Annotated in this window: 14 protein-coding genes and 2 tRNA genes; 6 read left to right on the top strand and 10 right to left on the bottom strand. The window is 69.4% G+C overall.

The genetic code is table 11. The features are described from left to right. Positions 1 to 132: 132 nt before the first annotated feature. The 3 genes from QK291_RS10660 to QK291_RS10650 all read left to right on the top strand — a co-directional run bounded on the left by QK291_RS10660 (position 133) and on the right by QK291_RS10650 (position 4740). On the top strand, positions 133 to 2166 hold the full coding sequence (locus QK291_RS10660; RefSeq protein ID WP_282381563.1) for a TPM domain-containing protein: 2034 nt from the start codon (positions 133 to 135) through the stop codon (positions 2164 to 2166). 137 nt (positions 2167 to 2303) lie between these two features. Then, entirely contained in the window at positions 2304 to 3089 is a 786-nt protein-coding gene (locus tag QK291_RS10655) for a PspA/IM30 family protein (RefSeq protein WP_282381562.1), read from the top strand. Between the two features lie 211 nt (positions 3090 to 3300). After that, positions 3301 to 4740: a deoxyribodipyrimidine photo-lyase gene (locus tag QK291_RS10650; protein ID WP_282381560.1), complete on the top strand. Its 1440-nt coding sequence runs from the start codon at positions 3301 to 3303 to the stop codon at positions 4738 to 4740. A gap of 104 nt (positions 4741 to 4844) precedes the next feature. On the opposite strand, the gene QK291_RS10645 is transcribed toward QK291_RS10650, so the two are convergent. The 4 genes from QK291_RS10645 to QK291_RS10630 all read right to left on the bottom strand — a co-directional run bounded on the left by QK291_RS10645 (position 4845) and on the right by QK291_RS10630 (position 9706). Further along, positions 4845 to 4918 (bottom strand) — tRNA-Met (locus tag QK291_RS10645). Between the two features lie 182 nt (positions 4919 to 5100). Further along, positions 5101 to 5174, bottom strand: a tRNA-Met gene (locus QK291_RS10640). A 190-nt stretch (positions 5175 to 5364) separates the two neighbouring features. Beyond that, complete coding sequence (locus QK291_RS10635) at positions 5365 to 8385, bottom strand: UPF0182 family protein (RefSeq protein WP_282381558.1); 3021 nt, start codon at positions 8383 to 8385, stop codon at positions 5365 to 5367. Between the two features lie 172 nt (positions 8386 to 8557). Further along, positions 8558 to 9706, bottom strand: a complete 1149-nt coding sequence (locus QK291_RS10630) for a S16 family serine protease (protein ID WP_282381556.1) — start codon at positions 9704 to 9706, stop codon at positions 8558 to 8560. Between the two features lie 236 nt (positions 9707 to 9942). Here QK291_RS10630 and QK291_RS10625 point away from each other — a divergent pair, with 236 nt between their 5' ends. Next, on the top strand, positions 9943 to 11439 hold the full coding sequence (locus QK291_RS10625; RefSeq protein WP_282381554.1) for a zinc-dependent metalloprotease: 1497 nt from the start codon (positions 9943 to 9945) through the stop codon (positions 11437 to 11439). Here the strand turns inward: QK291_RS10625 and QK291_RS10620 are convergent. The 3 genes from QK291_RS10620 to nudC form a co-directional block, all read right to left on the bottom strand. Continuing rightward, positions 11436 to 12056 carry a M48 family metallopeptidase gene (locus tag QK291_RS10620; protein WP_282381552.1) on the bottom strand — a complete coding sequence of 207 codons (621 nt, stop codon included), beginning with the start codon at positions 12054 to 12056 and terminating at the stop codon, positions 11436 to 11438. The genes QK291_RS10625 and QK291_RS10620 overlap by 4 nt on opposite strands. Continuing rightward, complete coding sequence (locus tag QK291_RS10615; RefSeq protein WP_282381778.1) at positions 12056 to 14194, bottom strand: ATP-dependent DNA helicase UvrD2; 2139 nt, start codon at positions 14192 to 14194, stop codon at positions 12056 to 12058. Before QK291_RS10615 ends, QK291_RS10620 begins: the two co-directional genes overlap by 1 nt. A 171-nt stretch (positions 14195 to 14365) precedes the next feature. Then, complete coding sequence (gene nudC / locus QK291_RS10610; RefSeq protein WP_282381550.1) at positions 14366 to 15433, bottom strand: NAD(+) diphosphatase; 1068 nt, start codon at positions 15431 to 15433, stop codon at positions 14366 to 14368. A 191-nt stretch (positions 15434 to 15624) separates the two neighbouring features. Here nudC and QK291_RS10605 point away from each other — a divergent pair, with 191 nt between their 5' ends. Beyond that, on the top strand, positions 15625 to 17058 hold the full coding sequence (locus tag QK291_RS10605; protein ID WP_282381548.1) for a phosphotransferase: 1434 nt from the start codon (positions 15625 to 15627) through the stop codon (positions 17056 to 17058). On the opposite strand, the gene QK291_RS10600 is transcribed toward QK291_RS10605, so the two are convergent. The 3 genes from QK291_RS10600 to QK291_RS10590 form a co-directional block, all read right to left on the bottom strand. Continuing rightward, the gene (locus QK291_RS10600) at positions 17055 to 20570 is read right to left on the bottom strand and encodes an ATP-dependent DNA helicase (RefSeq protein WP_282381546.1); all 3516 of its coding nucleotides are present in this window, start codon (positions 20568 to 20570) and stop codon (positions 17055 to 17057) included. The two genes, QK291_RS10605 and QK291_RS10600, sit on opposite strands and share 4 nt — an antisense overlap. After that, positions 20567 to 23842 carry an ATP-dependent DNA helicase gene (locus tag QK291_RS10595; RefSeq protein ID WP_282381775.1) on the bottom strand — a complete coding sequence of 1092 codons (3276 nt, stop codon included), beginning with the start codon at positions 23840 to 23842 and terminating at the stop codon, positions 20567 to 20569. Before QK291_RS10595 ends, QK291_RS10600 begins: the two co-directional genes overlap by 4 nt. A gap of 194 nt (positions 23843 to 24036) precedes the next feature. Continuing rightward, complete coding sequence (locus tag QK291_RS10590; protein ID WP_282381544.1) at positions 24037 to 24453, bottom strand: MGMT family protein; 417 nt, start codon at positions 24451 to 24453, stop codon at positions 24037 to 24039. A gap of 146 nt (positions 24454 to 24599) precedes the next feature. Here QK291_RS10590 and QK291_RS10585 point away from each other — a divergent pair, with 146 nt between their 5' ends. Then, positions 24600 to 25310, top strand: a complete 711-nt coding sequence (locus tag QK291_RS10585) for a 3'-5' exonuclease (RefSeq protein WP_282381542.1) — start codon at positions 24600 to 24602, stop codon at positions 25308 to 25310. The last annotated feature ends 111 nt before the right edge of the window (positions 25311 to 25421 follow it).

The following is a 25421-nucleotide window of genomic DNA, read 5'->3' as shown; positions in this document are numbered from 1 at the left end:
CAATGGGTGCACCATAGAATCAAATGGAATTGCCACAGCGACCTGCGGCTTTACATCTGCGTGGGGGCGCTGCTGCATTCTGTGACGACCGGTTCGGCCCGAACTGGTCGCAGAAGTGCTGAAGGGTTGCACATGCGGTCTACCTATAAACGCCTCCTCGCCGTTCTTGGCGTCGTCGGACTGCTGGCGTTTCCCGCCGCTCCGGCCCTCGCCGAAGATCCGGTGACCATTCCCTCCGGTCAAAACATCGTCGACAGCGGCAACGTCCTCGGAAACCGCAAGGGCGAAGTCCAGGACGCCATCCAGAAGCTCCTTAAAGACCACAAGTACAACCTCTATGTGATCACAGCGAAGACCTTCGAAAACCCCACCGACCCTAAAGGCTGGGCGCAGGCCGTAGCCACTAACAAGGGCATGGGCAAAGCTGACGTGATCCTCACGATGTCCGACGACGGCAAATACTACTTCTCGCCCAACTCGGCCAGCGCCATCTATCCCAAGACAAGCAACATCACCCAGAACGCCATCGTGCCCAACCTCGCAGGCGGGAAGCGGGACTTTGCGCAGGCGGCCATTGACACTGCCACTGCCACCGGCGACGCCGCTGGGGGCGGAAGCGGCTCGGTTTCCTCGGGGGACGGCGCCGGCAACGCCGTGCTCGTGGGCGTAGGTGTCGTTGCGGCAGGCGGTGCGGGCGCATATCTCTACCTCCGCAACAGGCGGAAGAAAGCCGCCCTGGGCGCCGCCGCAGGCAACGGCCCCGAGGGCGCCGAGCTGGATCCGCTGGCCGGGCTCACCGTCGAGGAACTGCGCCGCAAGAGCGGCTCACTGCTGATCGAGGCGGACGACGCGATCAAATCCAGTGAGCAGGAGCTTGGCTTCGCCCAGGCACAGTACGGCGACGCCGCCGTCGGGAACTTCACGAAGGCTTTGCAGGACGCCAAGGGCCACATGTCCGAGTCCTTCAAACTGCAGCAGCAGCTCGATGACCACATCCCGGACACCGAAGAGCAGCAGCGGAGCTGGCTCGGTGAGATTATCCGCCGTTCCGAGGCCGCGCTTGCCTCGCTCCAGGAACAGAAGGCCGACTTCGATTCGCTGCGCGAGCTGGAAAAGAATGCCCCGCAGGCGCTGGCAGCGGTCAGTGCGGGCGCCAGCGAGGCGGAAGCAAAGATCGCAAGTGCCGAGAAGTCCCTCGCCGAGCTGCGCGCCAAGTACGCCGAGAGTGCCCTGGTCCAGGTCGGCGACAACATCAACCAGGCCAAGGAACGGCTCGCCTTCGTGCAGAACGCCTCGGTCACGGCCCAGGAGAAGCTCAATGCCGGCGAAGGCAGCCTGGCCGCTGTCGCCGTCCGCGCGGCGGAGGAAGGCCTGCACCAGACGAACGTGCTGATCGGCGCCATCACAAAGGTCGCCGGACGCCTTGACGAGGCCCGCAGCGGTTTGGAGTCCGCCGTCGTGGACACCTCCCAGGACCTGGCCCAGGCCAGGGCTCTGATCCAGTCGGGGGCGCACCCTGAACTCGCCGGACCCGTCGCCGCGGTGGAAGCCGCCCTGGCTCAGGTCAAGGCCGAAATCCAGGGCGGCAAGATCGATCCGATCGCCACCCTGGAGCGGGTCGAGACGGCGCACCAGTCGCTGGACGGGGCCCTCTCCGGGATCCGCGACCAGCAGGAGCAGACCCGCCGTGCGCAGGCCTCGCTGCAGCAAAGCATCATGTCCGCGCAGGCGCAGATCAGCGCGACCTCGGACTACATCACCGCCCGCCGGGGCGGCGTGGGCACCGAGGCCCGGACCCGCCTGGCGGAAGCCCAGCGGAACCTCGACTACGCACTGTCCATCTCGCGCACCGACCCGGTCACGGCCCTCCAGTACGCCCAGCAGGCGCACTCGCTGGCGGCGCAGGCGGCGCAGCAGGCGCAGTCCGACGTCGACCAGTTCGGCGACTACGCCAACCAGGGCTACGGCCGCGGCGGGATGTTCGGCGGCGGCGGGGGCGGCGGCCTGGGCGGTGCCATCCTCGGCGGCATCCTGATCAACTCCATCCTGCACGGCGGCGGCGGCGGGGGCTGGGGCGGCGGCGGAGATTCCGGCGGGGGCTGGGGCGGCGGAGACTTTGGCGGCGGCGGAGGGGACTTCGGGGGCGGGGACTCGGGCAGCTTCTAGCTGCCGGGTCCGGCTGCGGCCCGGACGCACAGAGACTAGGCGCCGGCGGGAATACTCCGACCGGCGGATAGAAGCGGTACATTTCACAGTTCACCGAAATTCAGTGGGAACCACTGAGCAGGACGAAAGGTAACACCATGAAGCAGTCCATTTTCGGCCGCATGGCGCAGCTGGCGAAGGCCAACATCAATTCCCTGCTGGATCAGGCTGAGGACCCACAGAAGATGCTGGACCAGATGGTCCGGGACTACACCAACAACATCGCCGAGGCGGAGTCGGCCGTAGCCCAGACCATAGGCAACCTGCGGATGCTCCAGGACGATTACAACGAGGACATCAAGAACGCCCAGGACTGGGGCAAAAAGGCCCTCGCCGCGTCCCGTAAGGCGGATGAGTACCGGGCCAAGGGCGACATCGTTGACGCAGAGAAGTTCGACAACCTCGCCAAGGTTGCCCTGCAGCGCCAGATGTCCGCGGAAAACGAGGCAAAGTCCGCCGAGCCGAGCATCGCCTCCCAGACCGAGGTCGTGGACAAGCTCAAGCACGGCCTGGGGCAGATGAAGGGCAAGCTCAACGAGCTCACCAGCAAGCGCAACGAGCTGGTGGCCCGCTCCAAGACTGCCGCGGCGCAGACCCAGGTGCACGATGCCATGAAGAGCATCGACTTCATGGATCCCACGTCCGAGGTGGGCCGCTTCGAAGAGAAGATCCGCCGCGAAGAAGCAAAGGTGCGCGGCCAGCAGGAACTCGCCGCCTCCAGCCTGGACGCACAGTTCAACTCGCTGGAGGACCTCGGCGAGCAGACCGAGATTGAGGCGCGGCTTGCCGCGTTGAAGTCCGGCGGCTCCCCCGCCGCCATTGGCGCCGGTGAAAACCGCGCCGCCGGTTCCACCGTCGACGAGGCGGACTTCGACAAGCTGTAGGCGCACACCGGCGCGTTTCCGCCGGATTATTGGCACCGGGTCCGCAGAGGCCGGGCCCGGACCGTCCCACCGATGGTCCGGGCCCGGCCTCCGTTGTGAATCGGACGGTGCCCGCTGGCGCGGGAGCGGCGCGGGAGTGGTGCGGCATGCGGTGCAGGAGCGGTGCATGGGTGGTGCGTCAGCGGCGGGGCGCCGCGTGTACCGTTGACCCATGTCTTCGGGAACCCTGTCTTCGACCCTTGTCTGGCTGCGCGACGACCTCCGGCTGGACGACAACCCTGCCCTGAGCGAAGCTGCGTCGCTGGGACAGCCGCTGACCGTGGTCTATGTCCTCGACGAGTCCTCCCCCGGCGTGCGGCCCCTCGGCGGCGCCACGAAATGGTGGCTGCACCATTCGCTGGCGGATCTCGCCGCCGGTCTTGCTGCCACGGGATCCCGGCTGCTGCTGCGCCGCGGCGCGGCCACCGACATCATCCGGGACCTCGCCCGGGAGACCGGCGCCTCGACGCTGCTCTGGAACCGCCGTTACGGGGGCCCCGAACGCGAGGTGGACGCCGGCGTCAAGGCCTGGGCCGCGGAGCAGGGCCTGACGGCGGCCAGCTTCCAGGCGAACCTGATGTTCGAGCCGTGGACGGTGCGGACCGGGGCGGGCGGGCCGTACAAGGTCTTCACGCCCTTCTGGCGGGCCTGCCTCGACGGGCAGGAGCCCCGGCTCCCCCTTGACGCCCCGGGGCGCCTCCCTGCCCCGGCAGCGGACGCCGCGGGCCGGCTCCCCGCCGGCGACCCGCTCGACAGCTGGGGCCTGCTCCCCCGGCGGCCGGACTGGAGCGCGGGCCTCGCCAGCACCTGGCAGCCCGGGGAAGCCGGGGCCCACCAGCGGCTGGAGGACTTCCTGGACGGTCCGGCAGAGGCGTACGGCACCGGCCGTGACACCCCCGGGGTCGAGGGAACCAGCCGGCTCTCCGCGCATCTGCGGTTCGGCGAGATCAGCCCCTTCCGCGTCTGGCATGCGCTGCGGGAACACTTTGGGCCCGCCGCGCCGGCCGACGTCGGGATCTTCCGCTCCGAACTCGGCTGGAGGGAGTTCTGCTGGCAGCTGCTCTATGAGAACCCGCAGCTGGCCACCCGGAACTACCGGCCCGAGTTTGACCGTTTCGCCTGGCAGACACCCTCCGACGCCGAACTCGAAGCCTGGCAGCAGGGCCGCACCGGCTACCCGATGGTCGACGCCGGGATGCGCCAGCTCTGGCAGACCGGCTGGATGCACAACCGCGTCAGGATGGCCGCCGCGAGCTTCCTGGTCAAGAACCTGCTGGCCGACTGGAGGCTCGGCGAGGCCTGGTTCTGGGACACGCTTGTGGACGCCGACGCCGCAAGCAACCCGGCGAACTGGCAGTGGGTGGCCGGATCCGGCGCTGACGCCTCGCCGTACTTCCGGATCTTCAACCCGGTCACCCAGAGCAAGAAGTTCGACGCCGGCGCCCGCTACCTGCGCGCGTTCGTCCCGGAACTGTCCGGGCTGGACGACAAGACGATCCACGAACCGTGGAAGGCCAGTGGTTCGGCAGCGGGCTACCCGGAACCGATTGTCGGGCTGCCGGAGTCCCGTGCCCGGGCGTTGGAGACCTACCAGCGGCTCAAGGACGGCTAAGGCGGGCCTGGACCCGCCCGGCCCCGCTGTGCCGGCGAGCCAGTGAGCTGCGGCAACGAGAAAGGCCCGGATCAACAGATCCGGGCCTTTCTTTTCGTCTTCAGTTGCGGGGACAGGATTTGAACCTGTGACCTCTGGGTTATGAGCCCAGCGAGCTACCGAACTGCTCCACCCCGCGTCGCAAGATCAACACTACCGTACTTTTGGCACCGCCCGGACCACCCCTCCGGGACACTGCCGGCTCCACCGTCCGGACCACGTTCCAGGCCACTGCCCTGCCCGGTTTCCTGGCCCCAAGTTGCCGGCTTAAAAGCAGAAGGTCCGGGACACTGTTTCCAGTGTTCCGGACCTTCTCTCCAGTTGCGGGGACAGGATTTGAACCTGTGACCTCTGGGTTATGAGCCCAGCGAGCTACCGAACTGCTCCACCCCGCGTCGCAAGATCAACTCTACCTGCCGGTGAACTTGAGGCCAAATCTGGGCGACGTGATGTGCGTCTCCCAATCCCGGGGCATGGGCCGTCCGCGCCCGGCCGGAAACGGTAAGGCCGGGTTCCCGCTCCGGTGGGAGCGCGAACCCGGCCTTCAGCCATGCATCGGCCAGCCGTAAACCGGCGGGCCCGGCGTCAGCTGCTCGGTGTCGGGACCGGGGTGGCCGCCGGCGTGGTGGCATCCGGCGCCGGGCTGGCAGCCGGTGCAGGAGCCGGAGTTTCAGCCGCGATCTTGGCTTCGGCGTCGATGGCCCGCTGCAGGGCAGCGGTCAGCTTCTTCTGCTCCTCGCCGTAGGCGGCGAAGTCGCCCCTCGCGAGGGCCTCCTGGCCGGCCTTGATAGCGGCGTTCGCCGCGTCCAGGGCCGCCTTCAGCTCCGCCTTGGCGTCCGTGCTGCCCGGAGCGGATGGTGTCCCACCCGGCGTCGCAGGCGTGGTGGGCGTCTGCCCGTTGTTAGCCGAGTCCCCGGCGCTGGCACCCGACTCACCGCCGAACAACTGGTTCAGCGCCGCATCCAGGGTCGGCGCGAAGCCAATCTTGTCACCAAACGCCACGAGGACGCGCTGCAGCGTGGGGTACGAGGTTTCACCCGTGGACCGCAGGTACACCGGCTGGACGTATGCCATGCCGCCGCCCACCGGCAGCGTGAGCAGGTTGCCGTTGAGCACCGCCGAGGCGCCCTGGCGCAGCAGGTTCAGGGCCTGCGAGACCGTGGGGTCCGAGTTGAACTTGTTCTGCGCCTGCCCGGGGCCTGGGATGTTGGCCTCCGGCGGGATCTGCAGCAGCCTGAGCTGGCCGTAGCTCTCGGCCTTCACACCCTTCTCCTTGCCGGCGTCGGAGTCGGCGGCCAGGAATCCGTAAAGCACGTTGCGGGCGTTCCCGTTGACCACCTGCGGGATGAACGAGGACGTCAGCTGGAAGGCCGGGTTGTCCTGGTCAGGCATCTTCAGGGACATGTAGTACGGCGGCTGCTTAACGTCGTCCTGCACGGTCGGATCGTTCGGGACGCTCCAGGCGTCGTTGTTGGTGTAGAAGTTGTCCGGCTGGGTGACGTGGTACCGGCCCAGGAGTTCCCGCTGGACCTTGAACAGGTCCTCCGGGTAGCGGACGTGGCTCATAAGTTCCCCGGACATTTCCGAGAACGGCTTCAGCGAGGTCGGGAAGATGTTCTGCCACGCCTTCAGCACCGGGTCCTGGTCGTCCCAGGCATAGAGCGTGACCTTGCCGTCGTAGGCATCCACAGTGGCCTTGACCGAGTTGCGGATGTAGTTGACGGAGGTGTTGGGCAGGGAGGCTGTCCGCCCCGCGGTGGTCTGCGAGTCGGCGGTGGCCTCGGAGAGCTGCTCCTGCTGCGAATACGGGTAGTACGGGCTCGTCGTGTAGCCGTCCACGATCCACTTCACCCGTCCGTCGACGACGGCCGGGTAGGCATTGCCGTCCACGGTGAGGTACGGGGCAACCTTTTCGACACGCTCCCGGGGGTTGCGGTCGTAGAGAATCTGGGATTCGGCATTCACACCGTCAGAGAGCAGCAGGTCCGAGGACTGGAACTTGACCGCGTAGAGGACCTTGTTGAAGAAGCTGCCCACGTTCGGGCCGCCCTCGCCGGTGAAGGTGTACTGCGTTTCTCCGTCGCCTTCCTTGGCGGCCGGCCGGTCCTGCTCGCGGTTCGGTGCGCCATCGGGGGCGCCGACGATCGAGTAGTCAGCAGAGTTCTCGCCGAAGTAGATCCGCGGCTGGTACGTCGAGTCATCACCGAGCACGCCGGTGGACGGGATTCCGGCCTGCAGGAACTCCGGCTTGCCGTCGACGGTGAACTTGTTGCCCTTGGCGGCGACCACGCCGTAGCCGTGGGTGTAGACAACGTGGCGGTTCAGCCAGGACTGCTGGTTGGCGCTCAGCCCGTCAGGGTTGAGTTCGCGGACGGCGATGACGGTGTCCTGGATCTTCCCGTCAATCTCGTAGCGGTCCACGTTCAGCGCCTTGGGGAACTGGTAGTACGGCCGGTACTGCTCGAGCTGGGAGAACGCGTCGGAGATCAGGTTGGGGTCCAGCAGCCGGATATTGGCCGTGGTCTGCGCGTCGGGGGCCAGTGCGCCCGTGGTGGCGTTGGTGGTGGCGTTGTACCGGGTCTCCTGGATCTTGTCGAGGCCGTACGCCGCGCGGGTCATGTTGATGTTGCGTTCGATGTACTGCTTCTCGAGGGTCTGCTCAGAGGGCCGGACCTGGAACTGCTGGATCACCCAGGGGTAGACGCCGCCGGCAAGGATCGAGGTGATGACGAGCATGGCGGTTCCGATGACGGGCAGCCGCCACTTGCCGATTACCGCAGCGACGATGAACAGCACGGCGACGAGGACCGCGGCCACGGCCAGGATGGATTTGGTGGGGATGACGGCGTTGACGTCCGTGTACAGCGCACCGGCCCAGCGGCCGCCGCTGTTCTGCACGGCGGCGTAGCGGTCCAGCCAGAAGTTGGCGCCCAGCAGGAGCAGGAAGGCTGCGCCGGAGACGGCGAGGTGGATCTGCGCCGCGCGGCTGGTGAAGATGCCGCGTTCCATGATCCGGATGCTGCCGTACAGGTAATGTGTCAGGATGCCCGCGACGCCGGCGACGATGGTGACGCTGATCAGGAAGCCGGTGACGAAGCCCAGGAACGGGAGGGTCATCAGGTAGAAGCTGATGTCGAGCCCGAACTGCGGATCGTTCTGGCCAAAGGATTCCTGGTTCAGGAACAGGAGCACCTTTTGCCACTGGCTGGCAGCGGCGCTTGCGGCGAACAGGCCGAAGAGGACCGGCACCCCGATCATGACGACGCGCCGGATGGGTTCAAGCTGGACCTGGTAGCGGTTCAGGTTGTCCCGGATGTCCGCGTCCGGCGCGTACACGGGGCGGGCGTGGTAGGCGATCCGGATGGCGAAGAAGACGGCGGAGAACATCACGGCGAAACCGGCCAGGAAGATGGCGATGCGTGCCAGGTTCTCGGTCAGGAAGACTTCGAAAAAGCCCAGCTGCTGGTACCAGAGGACGTCCGTCCAGACATTGGCGAAGAAGATGAAGCCCACAACAATCAAGGCCACAACAATCAACGTCGGCGTCAGTGCGCTTCGTCGTTGCTGGGGTCTTCCGGGCGGGACAGTGCTGGCGGGACGGGACAAACTCGGTACCTCATAGCTGGTCGTCAGTTACTGGTTTTTAGTTATCTGTGCGGTGCTTCCATGCAGGATCGCGAAGTTGCTGCAGTCTAGCCCCCGCCGGCACCGCCCCAACAGGGCGGCGAAGCCGTCATAAGTGCCACGAGTGGCGGCGGATCTTAGTTCCGCCGCCAGTCTAGTTGCTGGAGCAAACCGGAAGCCCGGATGTGTCGGCCCCGGATGCAGCCAGTTCCACCGCTTTCCGTGCGTCGGCCAGATTCTCGACCCGAACCACCTGCAGACCGTCCGGAATATGACCGACGACGTCCTCGCAGTTTGCGGCCGGCGCCAGGAACAACGTGGCGCCGCCGGAGCGCGCGCCGTGCATCTTCTGGCTGATGCCGCCAATCGGCCCGACAGCGCCGTCAGGGGTGATGGTTCCGGTTCCCGCGATGTGCTTGCCGCCGGTCAGGTCGCCGGGGGTGACGGTGTCCACAATGCCCAGGGCGAACATCATCCCGGCGCTGGGACCGCCGACCTTTTCCAGGGAGATTTTGACGTCGAAGGGGAACTTGAACTCGTACTGCAGCAGGACCCCGAGGATGAACCGCCCGGCCTCGGTCCTGGCCGGTGTGATGCTGGTGGCCACGTTGCTGCCGTCACGGTCGACGACGACCTCCACCGGAGCGCCGTTTCCGGCGGCCAGTTCAGCCTGGACGACGCTCAGCGCGGTCGCCGGCTTGCCGTTAACGGACACCAGCACGTCGTTTTCCTGCAGCTTGCCGGCGGACGCGGAGCCCTCGGGGACGCCCGCAATCTGCATTTTCTGCTCGAACGCGATCCCCAGTTCCCGGAGTGCTGAGGCCACGGCGTTCTCCTGCGAAGTGGTCATCGCGACGGCGCTTTCTTGCTGGGACTGTTCCTTGGTCACCCCGGTAGGAAAGATGAGTTCCTCCGGATAGACGCCTTTCGCGCCGTCAAGCCAGGCGGAGAACGCCTCGAAGACCGTCACCGGCCCGTTGGGGCCGCCGTCGACGTAGACCGTGGTCAGGTCCAGGTTGCCCTGGGCCGGAAAGCTCTCCCGGCCGGTCACGCTGATGACCGGTTGGCCGTTGTCATTGCCGAGGGTGTTGAATGTGGGACCCGGCGATTCCACGACGTACGGGACAGGCAGGCTCAGCGCGGTGATGCCCAGCGCCAGTGCCAGCAGTCCCGAGACGAGCATTGCTGACGAGCGCTTGTCCCGCTGCCGGCCGGAACGTGATTTTGACAGCAGGGTCCTGCGGCCCCGGGTCTGGCCGGCTGCCGGCTCGCTGCCGGGCTGCCCGCCCTGCGTAATCGTCAATGAAGGACCTCTCCGTGCCGGCGCCCGGGGACCCAATGGACCCCCCGATCAGCGCACTGCGCCCGCGCCCTAAGCCGCGGCTGCTGCCTGCCAATATTCCAGTTCCTAACACTACGCGCTCGGCTGCCGGCCGGGCTCTTTGCCTACAGCGAACGTGGCGGGGTTTCGGCAGACAGCCCGCTGGCTGCGCGGTACCGTGAACGTGAGAAGCAGCCACACCGACGATCGGCGGGATCATGACCTCCAACCCACTTAATCCGTCCAATGGCGACGAGGAACCAAAGGATCCGCTGGCAGAAATGCTCAAGAACCTGATGGGGGGCCAGGGCATGGGGAACATCGACCCCGCGGAACTGGCAAAGGCAGCCGGCCTTCCGGACGATCCGAACCTCCTCGCCCAGATGTTTTCCCAGGTCCAGGCCATGATGAGCGCCCCCTCGGAAGGCCCCGTGAACTGGCAGCTCGCGCACGAAAACGCCCGGCGCGTGGCCGCCAGTGGCTCCGACCCGTCCGTCACGGCGCAGCAGTCCCGCGAGGTCGATGAAGCCCTGCGGCTCGCCGAACTGTGGCTTGACCAGGTCACCGGCCTGCCGGCCACGGGCCTGATCGGCCGCGCCTGGTCACGGGCCGAGTGGGTCGAGGAAACGCTCGGCACCTGGAAGCGCCTGACCGAGCCGGTTGCCAACAGCATCGCGAATGCCCTGTCCACGGCCATGACCGAGCAGATGCCGGAGGAAATGAAGTCCATGATGGGTGGCGCGTCCTCCATGCTGCAGAACATGGGCGGGGCGATTTTCGGCATGCAGCTGGGCCAGGCCATCGGCGCCCTGTCGGCAGAGGTGGTCAGCTCCACGGACATCGGCGTCCCGCTCGCCGACCTCGAAATGGCGCTGCTGCCCTCCAACGTGGCGAAGTTCGGCGAAGGCCTCAGCCTGCCGGAGAACGACATCCGGCTGTTCCTGGCCGTCCGCGAAGCGGCCCACGCCCGGCTGTTCGTGCAGGTCCCCTGGTTGCGGGGGCACCTCCTCGGCGCCATCGAGTCGTACGCCCGCGGCATCCACATCGACACCTCGAAGATCGAGGAGCTCGCCCGCGAACTCGATCCGGGCAACCCGGAGGGCATCCAGGAGGCCCTGTCGCAGGGTGTCTTTATGCCGCAGCGCACTCCCGCGCAGGATCAGGCGCTGGAGAAGCTGGAGACCGCCCTCGCTCTCGTGGAGGGCTGGGTGGACGAGCTGAGCTGGGCTGCCACGGAGAAGCTGCTGCCCTCGGCCGCGGCGCTGCGGGAGACGGTGCGGCGCCGCCGCGCCACCGGAGGACCGGCCGAACACGCGTTCTCCTCCCTCGTGGGACTGGAATTGCGGCCGCGCCGGCTCCGGGAGGCCGCCGCCCTCTGGGCCTCGCTGAAGGACGAACGCGGCGTCGACGGCCGCGATGCGATCTGGAATCACCCCGATCTGCTGCCCACCGCCGAGGACCTGGAAGACCCGAAGGGGTTCAGCGAACGACGGAAGCTGGCTGAGGCCAGCGACTCCGAGGTCGACGACGCCCTGCAGAAGCTGCTCAGCGGCGGCTTCGACGAGCAGGAGGATGCGACGGCGGCCGGGCAAGACACCGGCGACTCCGTCCAAGACACTCGCGAAGCGGGGGAAGTCACCGGTGAAACCGGCGGGAACACCGGCGGAACCGGGACTGACGAGGCCCCCGGCGACGGCGGAAACCCCAAGTCCTAGCTGACCGGCGGGCCGTCCACGTCATCGTCGTCGCCGGGCGTGAGGCCGCGGGACGTGGCAAAGGAGACGCCCTCAAGGAAGGCTTTGGCCCGGGCAGTGTCCGGGTAAGCCTCGAGCAGCCGCCAGAACGCGGCGTCGTGGCCGGCCACCAGCAGGTGCGCCAGTTCATGCAGCAGCACGTAGTCGATGACCCACTGCGGCATGGGCTGCAGCTTGTCCGACAGCCGGATGGTCCCCTCCGACGGCGTCGCGGATCCCCAGCGGGAGTTCTGGTTGCCCACCCAGCGCACGGAGGACGGGACTGCCCGGCCGCCGAAGTACTTCGCCGACAGCTCGGCGGCGTGTGCTGCGAGCGCGGCATCGCTGCGCGGACGCCGCCGGCCGGCGCCGCGGGTCCCCCGTTCGCCCTGGAGCCGCAGCTTCTCGAGCATCCGGTGCACCCATTCGTGTTCCTGGGCGCGGCTGAAGGAGGCGGGAATGGCGACGACGGCGGTGCCGTTCTCCCAGAACGCCGCCACGGTGCGGCGGCGCCGGGCGGAGCGCCGGACTTCCACCGGGGCTCCGTCGGCGGTGGTCAGCGTTAAGGCTGCGGGAACGGCGCGGCTGCTGCCGGCCATCAGAGTGTGGTGCTTTCGACCAGCACTGCCAGCACTGCTTCGCCGTATTTCTCCAGTTTGGACGGGCCCACCCCGGGAAGTTTGGCGAGCTGTTCGAGGGATTCGGGCCGGGCTTCGGCAATGGCGGTCAGGGTGGCGTCAGTGAAGATCACGAAGGCGGGGACGTCGCCTTCGAGCGCGATGTCCTTGCGCCACTGCCGGAGCGCGTCGAAGGTCTGCTCCTCGTAGCTGGGCGGGCACTGGTTGCAGCGGCCCACCTTGCGTTCGGCCCCGGACGAGAGCATCGTCCCGCAGGTCCGGCAGGTGGCCGGCACAGCGGCTTTGCGGCGCGGCGCCGCCCCCTTGCCGCGGACCGAAGAGCTGGCCACGGAGTCGGGGCGCAGCCCGTCCAGGAAGCGCGAGGGCTTCCGGTTGGCGCGCCCGCCCGGGGTCCGTGCGGTCGACCAGGACAGGAACAGGTGTTCCCTGGCCCGGGTGATCCCCACGTAGAGCAGGCGGCGTTCCTCGTCCACGGATTCGGGGCTGTCGGCGAAGGAGATCGGCATCAGCCCCTCGCTGAGCCCGACGAGGAACACGGCGTCCCATTCCAGGCCCTTGGCGGCGTGCAGCGAGGCCAGGGTGACGCCCTGGACGGTCGGGGCGTGCTGGGCCAGGGAGCGTTCCTGGAGTTCGTTGACGAAGTCCGCGAGGGTGAACTGCGCGCCGCGGCTGATCACGAGTTCGTCGGCCAGCGCGACAAGCGCTGCGAGGGATTCCCAGCGTTCCCGGAGCGCGCCGCCGCTGTGCGGAGCGGCGTCCGTGTAGCCCAGCGAGGCGACGATGTCCCGGACCAGCTGGCCCAGCGGCTCGGGGCTGGCGGTTTCGGCGACGGCCCGGGTGGCGGCGCGCAGCTGCAGGATGGCGTCCCGGACCTCCTTGCGGGCAAAGAACCGTTCCCCGCCGCGCAGCTGGTAGCCGATCCCCGCCGAAGCCAGGGCCTGCTCGTAGGCCTCGGACTGGCCGTTGGTGCGGAACAGCACGGCGACCTGGCTGGCCGGCGTGCCCGCGTTGAGGAGCTCACGGACTTTGACCGCCACGGTGGCGGCCTCGGCCTCGTCGTCGGAGCATTCGGTGAACTGCGGCACCGGACCTGCCGGGCGCTGCGCCAGAAGCTGCAGCGGCGCCGCCCAGGCGGCGTCTGCGACTGGCCCGCCGCTGCGCCGGCCGGCCAGCAGTTCGTTGGCCAGCCGAACCACCTGCGGGGTGGAGCGGTAGTCGCGGATCAGCTTGACAACGGTGGCTTCGGGGTACTGCGCCTTGAAGCCGAGCAGATGCTTCGGCGAGGCGCCGGTAAAGGAATAAATGGTCTGGCTGGCGTCGCCGACGACGCAGAGCTCGTCGCGGCCGCCGAGCCACAGTTCCAGCAGCCGCTGCTGCAGCGGCGAGACGTCCTGGTACTCGTCAACGACGAAGTGGCGGTACTGCTCGCGGACCGTGGCGGCGACCTTCGGGTCCTCCTGCAGGATGCCCACGGTGATCAGCAGCACGTCCTCGAAGTCGATCACGTTCCGGTCCGTCTTGACGTCCTCATAGGACTGGAAGACGCGGGCGACGGCGGTCAGGTCAAAGCCGCCCGGGGCGCCGCGGCCCTGGGCTTTTTCCAGATAGTTGGCCGGGGTCAGCATTGACACCTTGGCCCACTCGATTTCGGAGGCCAGATCGCGGATCGAGGCCCGGTCGGTGCTGAGGCGCAGCCGCCGGGCCGCCTCGGCAATCATCTGGGCCTTGTGGTCCAGCAGGTTCGGCAGGACGCCGCCGACCGCCTGGGGCCAGAAGAACTGGAGTTGGCGCAGGGCGGCGGCATGGAAGGTGCGGGCCTGGACGTTGCCGACGCCGAGGTCGCGGAGGCGGCTGCGCATTTCGGCCGCTGCCCGCGACGTGAAGGTGACGGCCAGGAGGCGCTGCGGGTTGTAGACACCGGAGTGCACGCCGTAGGCGATCCGGTGGGTGATGGCGCGGGTCTTGCCGGTGCCGGCGCCGGCGAGCACGCACATGGGTCCTTGGAGGGTGCTGGCAACTTCGCGCTGTTCGGCGTCAAGGCCGCCGAGAATGCGCTCCTCAAGCGAGCGGTTATCGGGCGCGTCGGCGTCCGGCGCCACGTCGCCTGGGCCGGAGGGATCGGATGGGCCGGACAGGTCGGACGGGAAGGCGCTGGACTGGAAGATGTCTGTGTTCACTTCTGCTGCTCAGTCGTTCGAGGGTGTGCGGTGGATGCGCTGCGGTGGTCGATCCGCGGCGCGGAGTTGCCGCTGCGTGTTTTCACGCGCGGCTCACGGGTTGTCCGTGCGGTCGTGGATGACCCCGCCGTACCAGTGCTCGATTAGGGCCCGGGCGATGGACAGCCTGCTGGAGATGACGATCTCGCCGCTGAGTACCGCCGCCTGCAGTTCGCTCCGGCTGAACCAGCGTGCCCGCGTGACCTCGACGCCGTCGGGCGTGGCTTCGGTGTCCGCGGTCGAGGCTGTGAAGCCGAGCATCAGGGAGGCCGGGAAGGGCCACGGCTGGGAACCGAGGTACTGGCAGGCCGTGACCCGCACGCCCACTTCCTCGCCGATCTCCCGGACCACTGCCTGCTCCAGCGACTCCCCCGGTTCGACGAACCCGGCGAGGGTCGAATAGTTCCGGGCATCAAGGGGGCCGCCGCCGCCGAGCAGGAGCCGGCCGTCCGGGCCCACCACCGTAACGATGATGGCCGGATCGGTCCGAGGGTAGTGCTCGGAGCCGTCCGCGGGGCACCGGCGGACCCAGCCTCCGGCTTCCGGCACGGTGGGGGTGCCGCAGCGCGGGCAGTGGGTGTGCGTGGCGTGCCAGTTGGCGATGGCGCTGGCCTCGATGAAGACGGCGGTGTCCGTCGGGTTCAGCGTGGCCGCTACCTCACGGAACCCCGCCCACTGCGCGCCCTCGGGGATGCCGGCGATATGGGCTTCGAATTCCTCGGCCTGGACCTCGAACTGCTGTGGCAGGAGGAAGAGGACCAGTTCGGTTCCCGCCGCCAGGCCCGAGCCGGGCAGTGCGGAGCCAAGGTAGATCAGCTGTTCGGGGGCGTAGGCCGTGTCCTGCAGGTGCCGGGCGAGTTCGGCGGCGTCCAGCAGCACCAGGCTGCTGCCGTTGATCAGGGCCTGCCGGCCGGAGAGCACCATGGCCCGGGCGGCGCCGGAGGCCAGGAGCTCCTCGAGCATCCCGGCCTTAAGCCGCGCGGCGGAGCCCCGGTCAATCAGCGCCGGGCGTACGGGAAGGACTGTGTCCAGAAGATGGTTGGCGGCCGGGCCGGTGTGCGGGGAGATTGGCGTGCCCGCCTGGGCTTGGTGATTGGACGCCGGTGACTCCGCAAGACTCATGTACCCACCGTACTGACTCCCGCTGACAAATGACATTTCTCCGGGGCGTATGTGGGCATCCGCACGTGCCCGCGGGCGGCGGCAAGGGCACTGCGCAGGAGCGGAGCCCGAGGGGTGCGATTTATTCCCGATCTTTCGGACTCGCCGTGGTGCATCGCCGTCTTGGGCGCCACTCAATCTACCGTGGAAGCGTGAGAAGACAACCAATCGAACTGGCAGCTGTGGCAACCGCGGCAGTCCCCGGACTGACCCCGACCGCCGTCAGCTCTGCGCCCGACGATCCGGCGGACTTCGACTCGGCACTCCTGCTTGACTCCGAAGGCAAGCGCTGGCGGGTCCGCTCGCCGCGCCACGCCGAGGCCAGCGCGCGGCTGGAAACAGAGTTCCTGGTGCTGCGCGCCTTCCTCCCGGGCATCCGGGCCGAACTTCCCTTCCTGATGCCCACCGTGGCCGGCACCGTGCGGCAGGGCCCGCTGACCACGTTCGTCTACTCGCATCTGGCAGGCTCGACCCGGTCGGTTGAGGAACTCGGCGCCGCCTCCCCCGCGGTGGCCCGCGAAATCGGCGCGGCCCTCGCCGCCATCCACGATTTGCCGCACGCGCTGGTCAGCAACGCCGATCTGCCGAGCTACACCCCCAACGAGTTCCGCCAGCGCCGCCTCAACGAACTGGACCAGGCCGCCACCACCGGCATGATTCCCCCATTGCTGCTTCGCCGCTGGGAACACGCCCTCGAGGACGTCTCCCTCTGGCGTTTCAACCCGTGCGTGGTCCACGGGGACCTGCACGAGGACAACCTGCTGGTCGGCGGCGACCGCGTGACGGCCGTGACGGGATGGACCGATCTAAGGATCGGGGACCCGGCCGACGACATGGCCTGGCTGGTCGCATCCAACGACCAGGACTTCGTGGACGCCGTACTGGCGCACTACACCTCGTCCCGTCGCGACGTGCCGGACGCGCATCTGCTGCGGCGTGCCGCGCTCTCCGCCGAATTCGCCCTGGCGCAGTACCTCGTCAAGGGCATTGCTGCCGGGAACCAGGACATGATTGACGAGGCGAAGTCCATGCTCACCGCTCTCGCCGAGGACGTCGCGGAACACGGCGGGCAGCCGATCAGCGTGGAACCGCTCCCCCAGCCCACCCCTGCCTCCGACCAGGCACCGCAGGCCCCGGCCGAGGGGGGCGCACCGGTGCCGGCCGTCAGCAAGGTGACCCTGCTGGCGCCGGACTCGGTCTCCGGCCTGCCTGCCGTTCCCTCCAGCACCGCCATGCCTGCCGTGCACGTCGCGCCCATCCCCCTCGCCGCCGGCGGAGAAGGCAGCGCGCCCGGGGATGCCGGCGTGGTTGACGACAGCAGGGCCGGGGTGGCCTCCGAGGCGGCGCCCCACAAGGTGTCCGGCGGGGTCTCCGTCACTGCGATTCCCGACGACGGGCCGGCCGCCGATGAGTCCTCCGCGGAAGACACCTCCACCCAGTCGATAGCCGTCGTCCAGGCCGCTGCGCCGGCCCCGGAACAGGCGCAGGCCCTAGCGGGCACCATGGAACCGCCCGAGGCCCCGGGGACCCCGGCAGAGGACACCTCGACGACCGCTCTCACGGTGGTCGAGGCGAAGTCCCGCTAGCCGGTCCCCAGGGCCGTGGCCACGATCCGTTCGAGCCGTTCCGCTGAACCCAGATCGTGCGGCCGGACCACCTGGTTGTCCGCCACGTAGTAGAACGCCGCCCTGACCTGGTCCAGCGGGACGTCCTTGAGCCTTGCCCAGGCCAGCCGGTACACGGCCAGCTGGACGGCTTTGGTCTTCAGCTGCGCGGCGGACGGCCGGCGGCCGGTCTTCCAGTCCACCAGGTCCCAGCCGCCGTCGGCATCGCGGAAGACGGCGTCGATCCGGCCGCGGACCACGACGTCACCGATCCGGGTCTCTACCGGCACCTCAACGTGGGCCGGGGCGCGGTTGGCCCACTCGGACCGGCGGAAGGTTTCCACCATGCTGTCCAGGCCGTACGCTGCGTCGATGTGGTCGTCGGAGCCGGCCGCCTCGCCGAGGTCCAACATGCCGGCGGCGCCGAAGTATTCCTCCACCCAGGCATGGAAGGCTGTGCCCTTGCGGGCCGACATGCCCGGTTCCCGCGGGACCGGGCGACGGAGCCGGGCGACGACCGAGCCGGCGTCGTCCTCCAGGTCCACCAGGGTGGACGCGGAGATATGGCCCGGCAGGTGCACGCCGTGGACTGCCGTACGGCGGGATCGGCGCTCCAGCAGCGTCGCGGCCTCGGATGCCCAGCCGCCGGCCGGTCCGCGCAACGCCCGGCGCTTGTCCGGGCCGGGCGCGCCCGGTCCGGCGGCGGCGTCCTGCAGGACGTTGGAGTCCAGGGACGCCAGCACGCTGGCCGCCGCGGACTGCATGGCTGCCCGCCGGCCCGGAACCAGGCGCAGCCGGGACCCGGTGCGCGGGTCGATGGGCCCCTCGAGCGGGTCATAGGGCCAGGCGGCGACCTCCAATTCCGCGGTCAGCGGGCTCTCCTCGGGCAAGGACTCCTCACTGACGGACTGCGGGTGGATCGTGGCGGCGCCGCCGGCAACCAGCACCTCGAGTTCGGTCAGGAAGGGCGACATGTCCGCCATCCCGGCGCGCGAGCCCACCCAGGCGGCGCTGGATACCCAGAGCACGTGTTTCGCCCGGGTGTAGGCCACGTAGGCCAGCCGCCGTTCCTCGGCCTCGCCGTGGACCTGCACGGCGGACTTGAACTCCTTCTCGGCGTCGAGCCAGCCTTTTTGGTCCGGGTGTTCGAGGTCCCACTGCGGCAGGTCGGCGCGGTCCCCGCGCAGCGGCCACGGCAGTGCGGCGCTGCCGCTGCTCCAGCGTGAGTCCCGGCTGCTGGGGAAGGCCCCGGCGTTGAGCCCGGGCACGAACACGACATCCCATTCCAGGCCTTTGGAGGCGTGCACGGTCAGTATCTGCACCGCTTCGTGGTTCACCTCGGGGGCAGCGGCGTCCAGGCCGTTCTCCTCCGCGGCCGCGGCCTCCAGCCAGGCCAGGAAAGCGAGCACGTCGACCCGGTGCGAGGTGTGCAGGAACCCGGCGGCGGCGTCCTGGAACGCATCCAGGTTGCGGCGGGCCTGATGAATGCTGATCCCGGGCCGCGCGGACACCTCGATGTCCAGCAGCATGGCCCGCTCGACCTCGCCGAGCAGGGTGGTGAGGTCATCTCCCATGTAGCCGCGCAGTTGCCGGAGTTCCGCCGAGAGCCGCCGGAGCCGTTCCAGCGCCTCGGCGCTGAGCTGGCGGCCGTGCGCGGAGATCCAGCCTTCGCGCGGCAGCCAGTCGAGGGCCTCGACCAGGCTTGCGGCGTCCGTGAGGTCGCCCTCGATCACCGCAGCCGCCGCGCCGTCGTCGGCGTCGTCGGCGTCGTTCGGGGAGCCGGGGCGGCCGCGGCGCCGGGCGAGGAAACCGGACCAGTCCCGCAAGGCCATCAGGTCCGCGGGGCCGATCCGCCAGCGGGCCCCGGCGAGCAGGCGCATCAGCGAATCGGACCGGCCCGGGTCGGCCAGCACCCGGAGGGTCGCGACGAGGTCGATGATCTCGGGGGTGTCCAGGAGGCCGCCGAGGCCGACGATCTCATACGGGATCCCGCGCACCTCGAACTCCCGGCGGATGCATTCCATCTGGGCGCGCCGGCGGCACAGCACCGCCATGGCGGGCGGCCCGGTCTCCGCTGCCGGCCCGTCGAAGTCGGTCACCCGGAACTTCAGCACGTCACCCGAGATGGCCGCGGCCTCGTCCTCGTCGGTGCCAAAACGGCCCATCAGCACGCGTCCCTGAACCGCGGCCGGGCTGGGCTGCAGCGGCGGGACCTCGACACCCCCGGCGGTGTCCCTTTCGCCGGCCGGGCCGGTCTGGGCGGCGGCTTTGCTGAGCGGCGCGGAAATGACGTTGGCGGCGGAGAGGATGTTCCGGCCGTTGCGCCACGCCGTGGTGAGGTACGACGTCGGGGCGACAGCGAAGCGCGCCCGGCCCGCCGCGCCCGCAGTTTCGGCGTCGGAGTCCTCCGTGGGAAGCCGGACCGGGAATTCGCGAACGAAGTGGAAGAGCTGGCCGGCGGAGGCGCCGCGGAAGCCGTAAATGGACTGGTTGGGATCCCCCACCGCGGTAACGGCGTGGCCGTCGCCGAACAGCCGGGAAAAGAGCACGAGCTGGGCATGTGAGGTGTCCTGGAACTCGTCCAGCAGCACCACTTTGTAGCGCTGGCGTTCGGTTTCCGCGGCGATCGGGATCTCGTTGGCGACGCGGGCGGCGAGGGCCACCAAGTCGCCGAAGTCGAGGGCGCCGCGGGTGCGCTTGGCGTCCGTGTAGCGTCCCACCATCTCCGCGACACTGGCCCGGGTGCGCAGCAGCCCGCTGAGCTCGCCCACGGCCTGGCTGGGGTTCTTTTTGGCGGTGGCGAGGTAGGGCAGCGCCTCGAACTCAGCGACCCGGTCCAGCAGCCAGCCCCGGACTCCGGCCGGGTCCTGGAGGTGCTCAGCGCACTCGCCGGCGAGCTGGATGACGGCCTTGACCAGGGTGGATTTGGCGGAGCGGAAGTGTTCGTATTCGCCGTCGAAGGCTTCCACGACCTCGCTGGCGAGCTGGAAGGACTGGGCGCCGCCGAGCAGCACGACGTCACGTTCGACGCCGAGCCGGAGCCCGTAGTCGGACACGATGGCGCTGGCGTACGAGTGGTAGGTGGAGACCTTGGGTTCGAGCGCGTCGGCGCTGAGCAGCCCGGCGGGGAACACCTGGTTCCGCGTGTCGGCCGCGGCGATGCGCTGCAGCGCGGCCAGCTTCGCCCGTATGCGGGTGGCCAACTCCCCGGCGGCCTTGCGGGTGAAGGTCACGCCGAGCACTTCCTCCGGCCGGACCCAGCCGTTGGCGACGAGCCACACCACCCGGTCGGCCATGGTAGCGGTCTTGCCCGAGCCGGCGCCGGCAATGACGAGCCGGGGTGAGAGGGGCGAGGAAATGATGTGCGACTGCTCCGCGGTGGGGCTGTTCTTCTCGCCCAGCAGGGCCGAGAGCTCCTCGGGCGTGAACCTCGGCGTGGGAAGGGCGGCGGGGGCCGCGGGTGTCTCGGGTGTCTCGGGTGTCTCGGGGGTCATTCGGTGACCTGCTTTCCCCGCAGGCACAGCGGGCAGACTTCGGGAAGGCGGCAGCCGTGGCCGCCGTGGCCGCCCTGGCCGCCCTTGGACGGATCGTGGCGGGCCTCGAAGGTGCTCCCGGACATGGTCCGGGCGGCATCACCGACCATGCCCAGGGCCCAATTCTCCGCGGGGTCCAGGGGAGGCTGGGCCTGGATGCCCGGGCTCTTGGTGGTGGTGCCGAGCTGGGCCAGGACGGCCCCGCCCGGCAAGGGGGGCGGGCCGTCGTCGGGGCCGGCAAAGCCTCCGGCCAGCACCGCAGCCTGGTAGGCGCCCAGCTGCGGATGCCGCTCGAGGTCGGCCTTCCCGGGCTGCCGCTTGCCGGTTTTGAGGTCCACGACGACGAGCCTGCCTTCGGCGTCGATTTCCAGGCGGTCGACCTGGCCGCGCAGCACGGCCGGGCGGGCGGGCCAGGCGTCGCGCTCCGCGTCCGCGCCGGTGCCGGTGGCGGTGCCGGTGTCAGTGCCGGTGCTTCCGGCCGGGCCCACAACGTCCGGGAGTTTGACTTCGAAGTCCAGCTCGACGCCGACCAGGGACCGGCCTTCGCTGCGCATCACCAGCACGTACTGGGCAAGCTTCCGGACCATGGTTTCCGCGCGCTGGAAGTCCAGTTTTCCCTCCCAGTTATCCTTCATCCCCAGCGCCGGCCAGCGGCGGACGAGTTCGGCCACGTAGTCGCTGCCGGAGGCATCCGGCAGATCCTGCGCGATGGAGTGGACCAGGGTGCCCAGGCTGCGGGCAAAGTCGGTGGCTGCTTCCCCGCCGGCGGCCTGGACGAACCAGTCCAGCGGCGATTTCTGCACGGTCTCCACCTTCGACGGCGAGACGTACACGGTGCCGCCGGTCGGAACGACGGGCCCGTCCGTGGACAGCGCAGCAAGGCCCCACCAGCTCCCGGGGTGCGCGCCGGGCACGGACGGCTCGGCGGCGGCCAGGGCGCCCAGAACGGCGCTGGCCTCCTGGGCTTCCGGGGTCCCGGCGTCGAGCTGGGCGTACTGGCGCAATTCGGCGACGAGGGCCCGCAGGGTCAGCGGACGCCCCACCGGGGTGAAGCCGCGCCGGTCCTGGTCCGGGTCCAGCGGCGCCACGTAGTCAAGGAACGAGGACGGCTGTTCGTCCTCCGAGGACACGGCGGTGCAGATCAGCATCTGCTGTGCCCGCGACACTGCGGTGGAGAAGCTGCGCAGCTCGTCATAACGGATCTCGCGCAGCCGGCTGAGGGGATCCAGCTGCAGGGCGTAGGCCACGCCGTGTTCGACGGCGTCGGCGAACAGCGTGCTGCCGAGCAGTTCGCCGCGGAGCCTGGTGTTGGGCCAGACCCCTTCCTGCAGGCCGGGGACGATGACCACGGGCCACTCCCGGCCGGCGGCGCTGGCCGGGGTCATGAGTTCCACCGCGTCCTCGAGCTGGGCCCTCGCGGCGAGGGTGTCCATCGGGAGCTCCTGGCTGAGCAGGTACTCGAGGAACTGCTCCGGTCCGGAACCGGGGAGTTGGTCCACGAAGCGCTCGGCGGTGTGGAACAGGGCCATCATGGCATCGAGGTCCCGATCCGCCCGGGCACCGGCCGACCCACCGGCCAGCGCCGCCTCGGTCCAACGCGCGGCGAGGCCGGTGGAGTTCCACAGCGCCCACAGCACCGTTTCGGCGTTGCCACCGGGGGCCTGGGCAGCGTCCCGGCCGGCCTGGATCATCCGGGCGATCCGGCGCGCGGAGTGCCCCTCGATGCCCAGGGTCGCCAGCGCGCCCGGCTCCAGCAGCGCCTCGACGAGCAGCACGTCGCTGGTGCGCCCTCCGCCGCCCAGGATTTCCTCCCGGCGCAGGGACTGGCGCAGGCGCCGCAGCTCGATCGCGGTGGATCCGCCGATCCGGGAGGTCAGCAGCGCCACCGCCGCCTCGGGGGTCAGCACGGCCGGGTCCAGTGCCACGGCATAGGCATCCAGCAGCGGCCGGACGGCGACCTCGTCGCGGACGGCGGATTCGGCCACCGGGATCCGGACCGGGATGCCCTGGCCTGCGAGGTAGCGTTGCAGCTGGCTGAGCTGGCCGCCGTTGCGGACGATCACGGCGATGTCACCGAGTTCGCGGCCGTCGTTGAGCTGGGCCTCCAGGATCCGTTGCGCCACGTAACGCAGTTCGTGCACCGGCGACGGCAGCAGATGCGCCTCGACGGTGCCGCCGCCGGAACCCGGGTCCTGGGGCTGTTCGAGCCGGCGCGCGGACTGCCCGCCGGCGCGGCTGGAGATCCGTCCGGCGACGGACAGCCAGGCATCCGCCACCGCCGGGGTGTGGCGGTGCGCGGTCCAGAGCGGCCGTTCGAGCACCGTCCCGCCAGCCGGTGCGAGCAGCCGGGGAAGCTCGGCCACAAGGTCCGGGCGGGCGCCGCGGAACCCCTGGACCACGGTGTCCGGCGATGAGGTGATGAGGGCTTCCTTGCCGGCGGCGATATCCGCGAGCAATTCGAACACGGCAGGGTTGGCTTCCTGCATGTCGTCCACGAGCACGAGCTGGAGCCGGTCGCGTTCGGCGGCGAGGAAGTCCGGTTCGTCCTGGAAGATCTGCCGGGCTGCGGTGATGATGCCGGCCGGGTCGAAGGATTCGGGCATCCGAAGGTCCAGCACGTCGCGGTACTCCGTGTACAGCGCCGCCGCGGCGACCCAGTCCGGCCGGTGGCAGCGCCGGGCGAGGACCACAAGGTCCTCGGCGGTCCGCCCGGATTCGATGATCCGGTCAAAGAGCTGACGGACCTCCTGCCGGAACCCTCGGGTCTGCAGGGCAGCCCCCAGGTCCTCCGGCCAGGGAAGTTCGAGTCCGGGCTGCGCGTGGCCTTCGAGGAGCTCCTTGATGATCAGGTCCTGTTCCGGGCCGGACAGGAGTTTCGGCGGGCGCGGCAGCGGCAGGATCCCTTCGGCCTTGGCCCGCCGGATCAGGTCGAAGGCGTACGACGCCCAGGTGCGGGCCGGCGTCGTGCTCAGACTGCGGTCCAGCCGCGCGGTGAAGCGGTCCCGGAGCGTGTCGGCGGCGAGGCGTCCGGGGGCGAGGATGAGCATCCGTTCGGGATCGATGCCGTCCCGCAGCGCACGCCGGACGGCGGCTTCGACCAGCACGGTCGACTTGCCGGTCCCCGGCGCCCCGGGGATAAGGACCGGGCCGGAGCCGTGCGGGACGTCGACGGCGGCGAGCTGGTCCGCCGTCAGCGCGGGCGCCGCGTTGTGCAGTGTGCGCGGCGGCAGCAGGCGGAGTGCGGAGCCGGCGGCGCGCGGCTGGACGGGTCGCTGCCTGCCCTTGGCAGGCCCGCTGGCGGCGGGCTGCGGTGATCCAGGGTGTGGTGGTGCGGGGTGTGGTGGTGCGGGGTGTGGTGGTGCGGGGTGTGGTGGTGTGGGCTGTGTTGGTGTGGGCTGGAGGGGCTGGGGGCTGTTGCTGGGGATGCTCACACCGTCATTTCATCATCAGGGGCCGACAGTTTGCGCAAGGACCGTTCCAGCCGCTCGGCCACGGCGTCGATCCGGTCGAACTCACGGTCACTCGGGGCCCAGCGGGCGGCCATCAGGTCCACGCGCCAGCGGCCCTCGCCGGTGCGGAGGTAGCCCGCATAGTTTCCCAGCAGCGGGGTTCCTTCCAGGATGTACAGGGCAAGCGCCTCGCGTTCGTGCCCGGGGGGCGCATCACCGCTGGCTTTCAGAACCCGCCACCAGGGCACGGAACTGCCGTGGTGGCTCATGACGAAGCCGATCTGCCGGGGGCCGCCGGAGCCGAGGAGTTCGGCGACGTCACCGTACGCCACTGCAGCGCCTGCGGGGATCAGTGCCACCACGTCCAGCACCGCCTCCACATACTCCATCCGCATGGAACAAGCCTAGCGGCCGGGACGCTGGCGGCCGGTGCGGGCCGCCGTCGGCCGTCCGGGCGTTCCGGGGCGGGGGCGCAGTGTGCCCGGACCGGGGCGCGGGGTGGTGGCGCATTTCTGTCGGAGGCAGCAGGTAGCGTTGACGCATGAGCACTTGGAACACCCTCCCCCGCGCAGCCTTCGACCTTGAAACCACCGGCCGGAACTCCCGCTCCGCGCGGATTGTCACGGCGTCCATCACCGTGGTGGATGCCGACGGCGGGATCGTCAAGGAACACGAGTGGCTGGCGGATCCGGGGGTCGAGATTCCTACGGAGGCCAGCGATATCCACGGCGTCACCACGGAGCGGGCCCGCAGCGAGGGCCGTCCTGCCGCTGACGTGACGCGGGAGGTCGCCGCGGCGCTCCAGGAACTCTTCGACACCGGAGTGCCGGTCATCGCCTTCAACGCCAGCTACGACTTCACCGTGCTCGCCGCCGAGTCGGCCCGTTACGGTGTGCCGCAGCTCAGCCGCTTCCCGGTGCTGGATCCGTACATCATGAACAAGCAGGTGGACCGGTACCGCAAGGGCAAGCGCACCCTGACCGCTCTGTGCGAGGAGTACGGGGTGAACCTGGACAACGCCCACACCTCGGCAGCCGATGCCCTGGCCACCCTGCGCATGCTCGACGCCATGGCCGGGAAGTTCCCGAAGCTCCGGATGCCGGCCAGCCACCTGCACCAGCTGCAGATCGAGTGGGCCTCCGCCCAGGCTTCCGATTTCCAGGGCTACCTGCGCAAGACCAAGCCCGCGGCCGTGATCGAAGGCGACTGGCCCGTGCTGCCGCCCGAGGACGCCGGCCGCGGGGACTTCTAGGACACCGCGGCTTCTTAAAACGAAACCTTCGGGCACGGCGCACCCGTAAATAGGGGCCCTGGGCCCGCAATTCCAGCGTTTGCGACGGATCTCACACAACCGGGCCCTTCC

Origin of the sequence: Arthrobacter sp. AL12 (assembly GCF_029960645.1) — a bacterium.
Lineage (GTDB): Bacteria > Actinomycetota > Actinomycetes > Actinomycetales > Micrococcaceae > Arthrobacter.
Note: the sequence above shows the minus strand (reverse complement) of the source record. Positions and strands in the feature narration are given on the sequence as shown.

Coding starts and splice junctions, on each gene's coding strand:
- QK291_RS10585 (WP_282381542.1), top strand. CDS start 24,600: ATGAGCACTTGGAACACCCTCCCCCGCGCAGCCTTCGACCTTGAAACC.
- QK291_RS10650 (WP_282381560.1), top strand. CDS start 3,301: ATGTCTTCGGGAACCCTGTCTTCGACCCTTGTCTGGCTGCGCGACGAC.
- QK291_RS10600 (WP_282381546.1), bottom strand. CDS start 20,570: ATGACCCCCGAGACACCCGAGACACCCGAGACACCCGCGGCCCCCGCC.
- nudC (WP_282381550.1), bottom strand. CDS start 15,433: ATGAGTCTTGCGGAGTCACCGGCGTCCAATCACCAAGCCCAGGCGGGC.
- QK291_RS10655 (WP_282381562.1), top strand. CDS start 2,304: ATGAAGCAGTCCATTTTCGGCCGCATGGCGCAGCTGGCGAAGGCCAAC.
- QK291_RS10620 (WP_282381552.1), bottom strand. CDS start 12,056: ATGGCCGGCAGCAGCCGCGCCGTTCCCGCAGCCTTAACGCTGACCACC.
- QK291_RS10660 (WP_282381563.1), top strand. CDS start 133: ATGCGGTCTACCTATAAACGCCTCCTCGCCGTTCTTGGCGTCGTCGGA.
- QK291_RS10625 (WP_282381554.1), top strand. CDS start 9,943: ATGACCTCCAACCCACTTAATCCGTCCAATGGCGACGAGGAACCAAAG.
- QK291_RS10590 (WP_282381544.1), bottom strand. CDS start 24,453: ATGCGGATGGAGTATGTGGAGGCGGTGCTGGACGTGGTGGCACTGATC.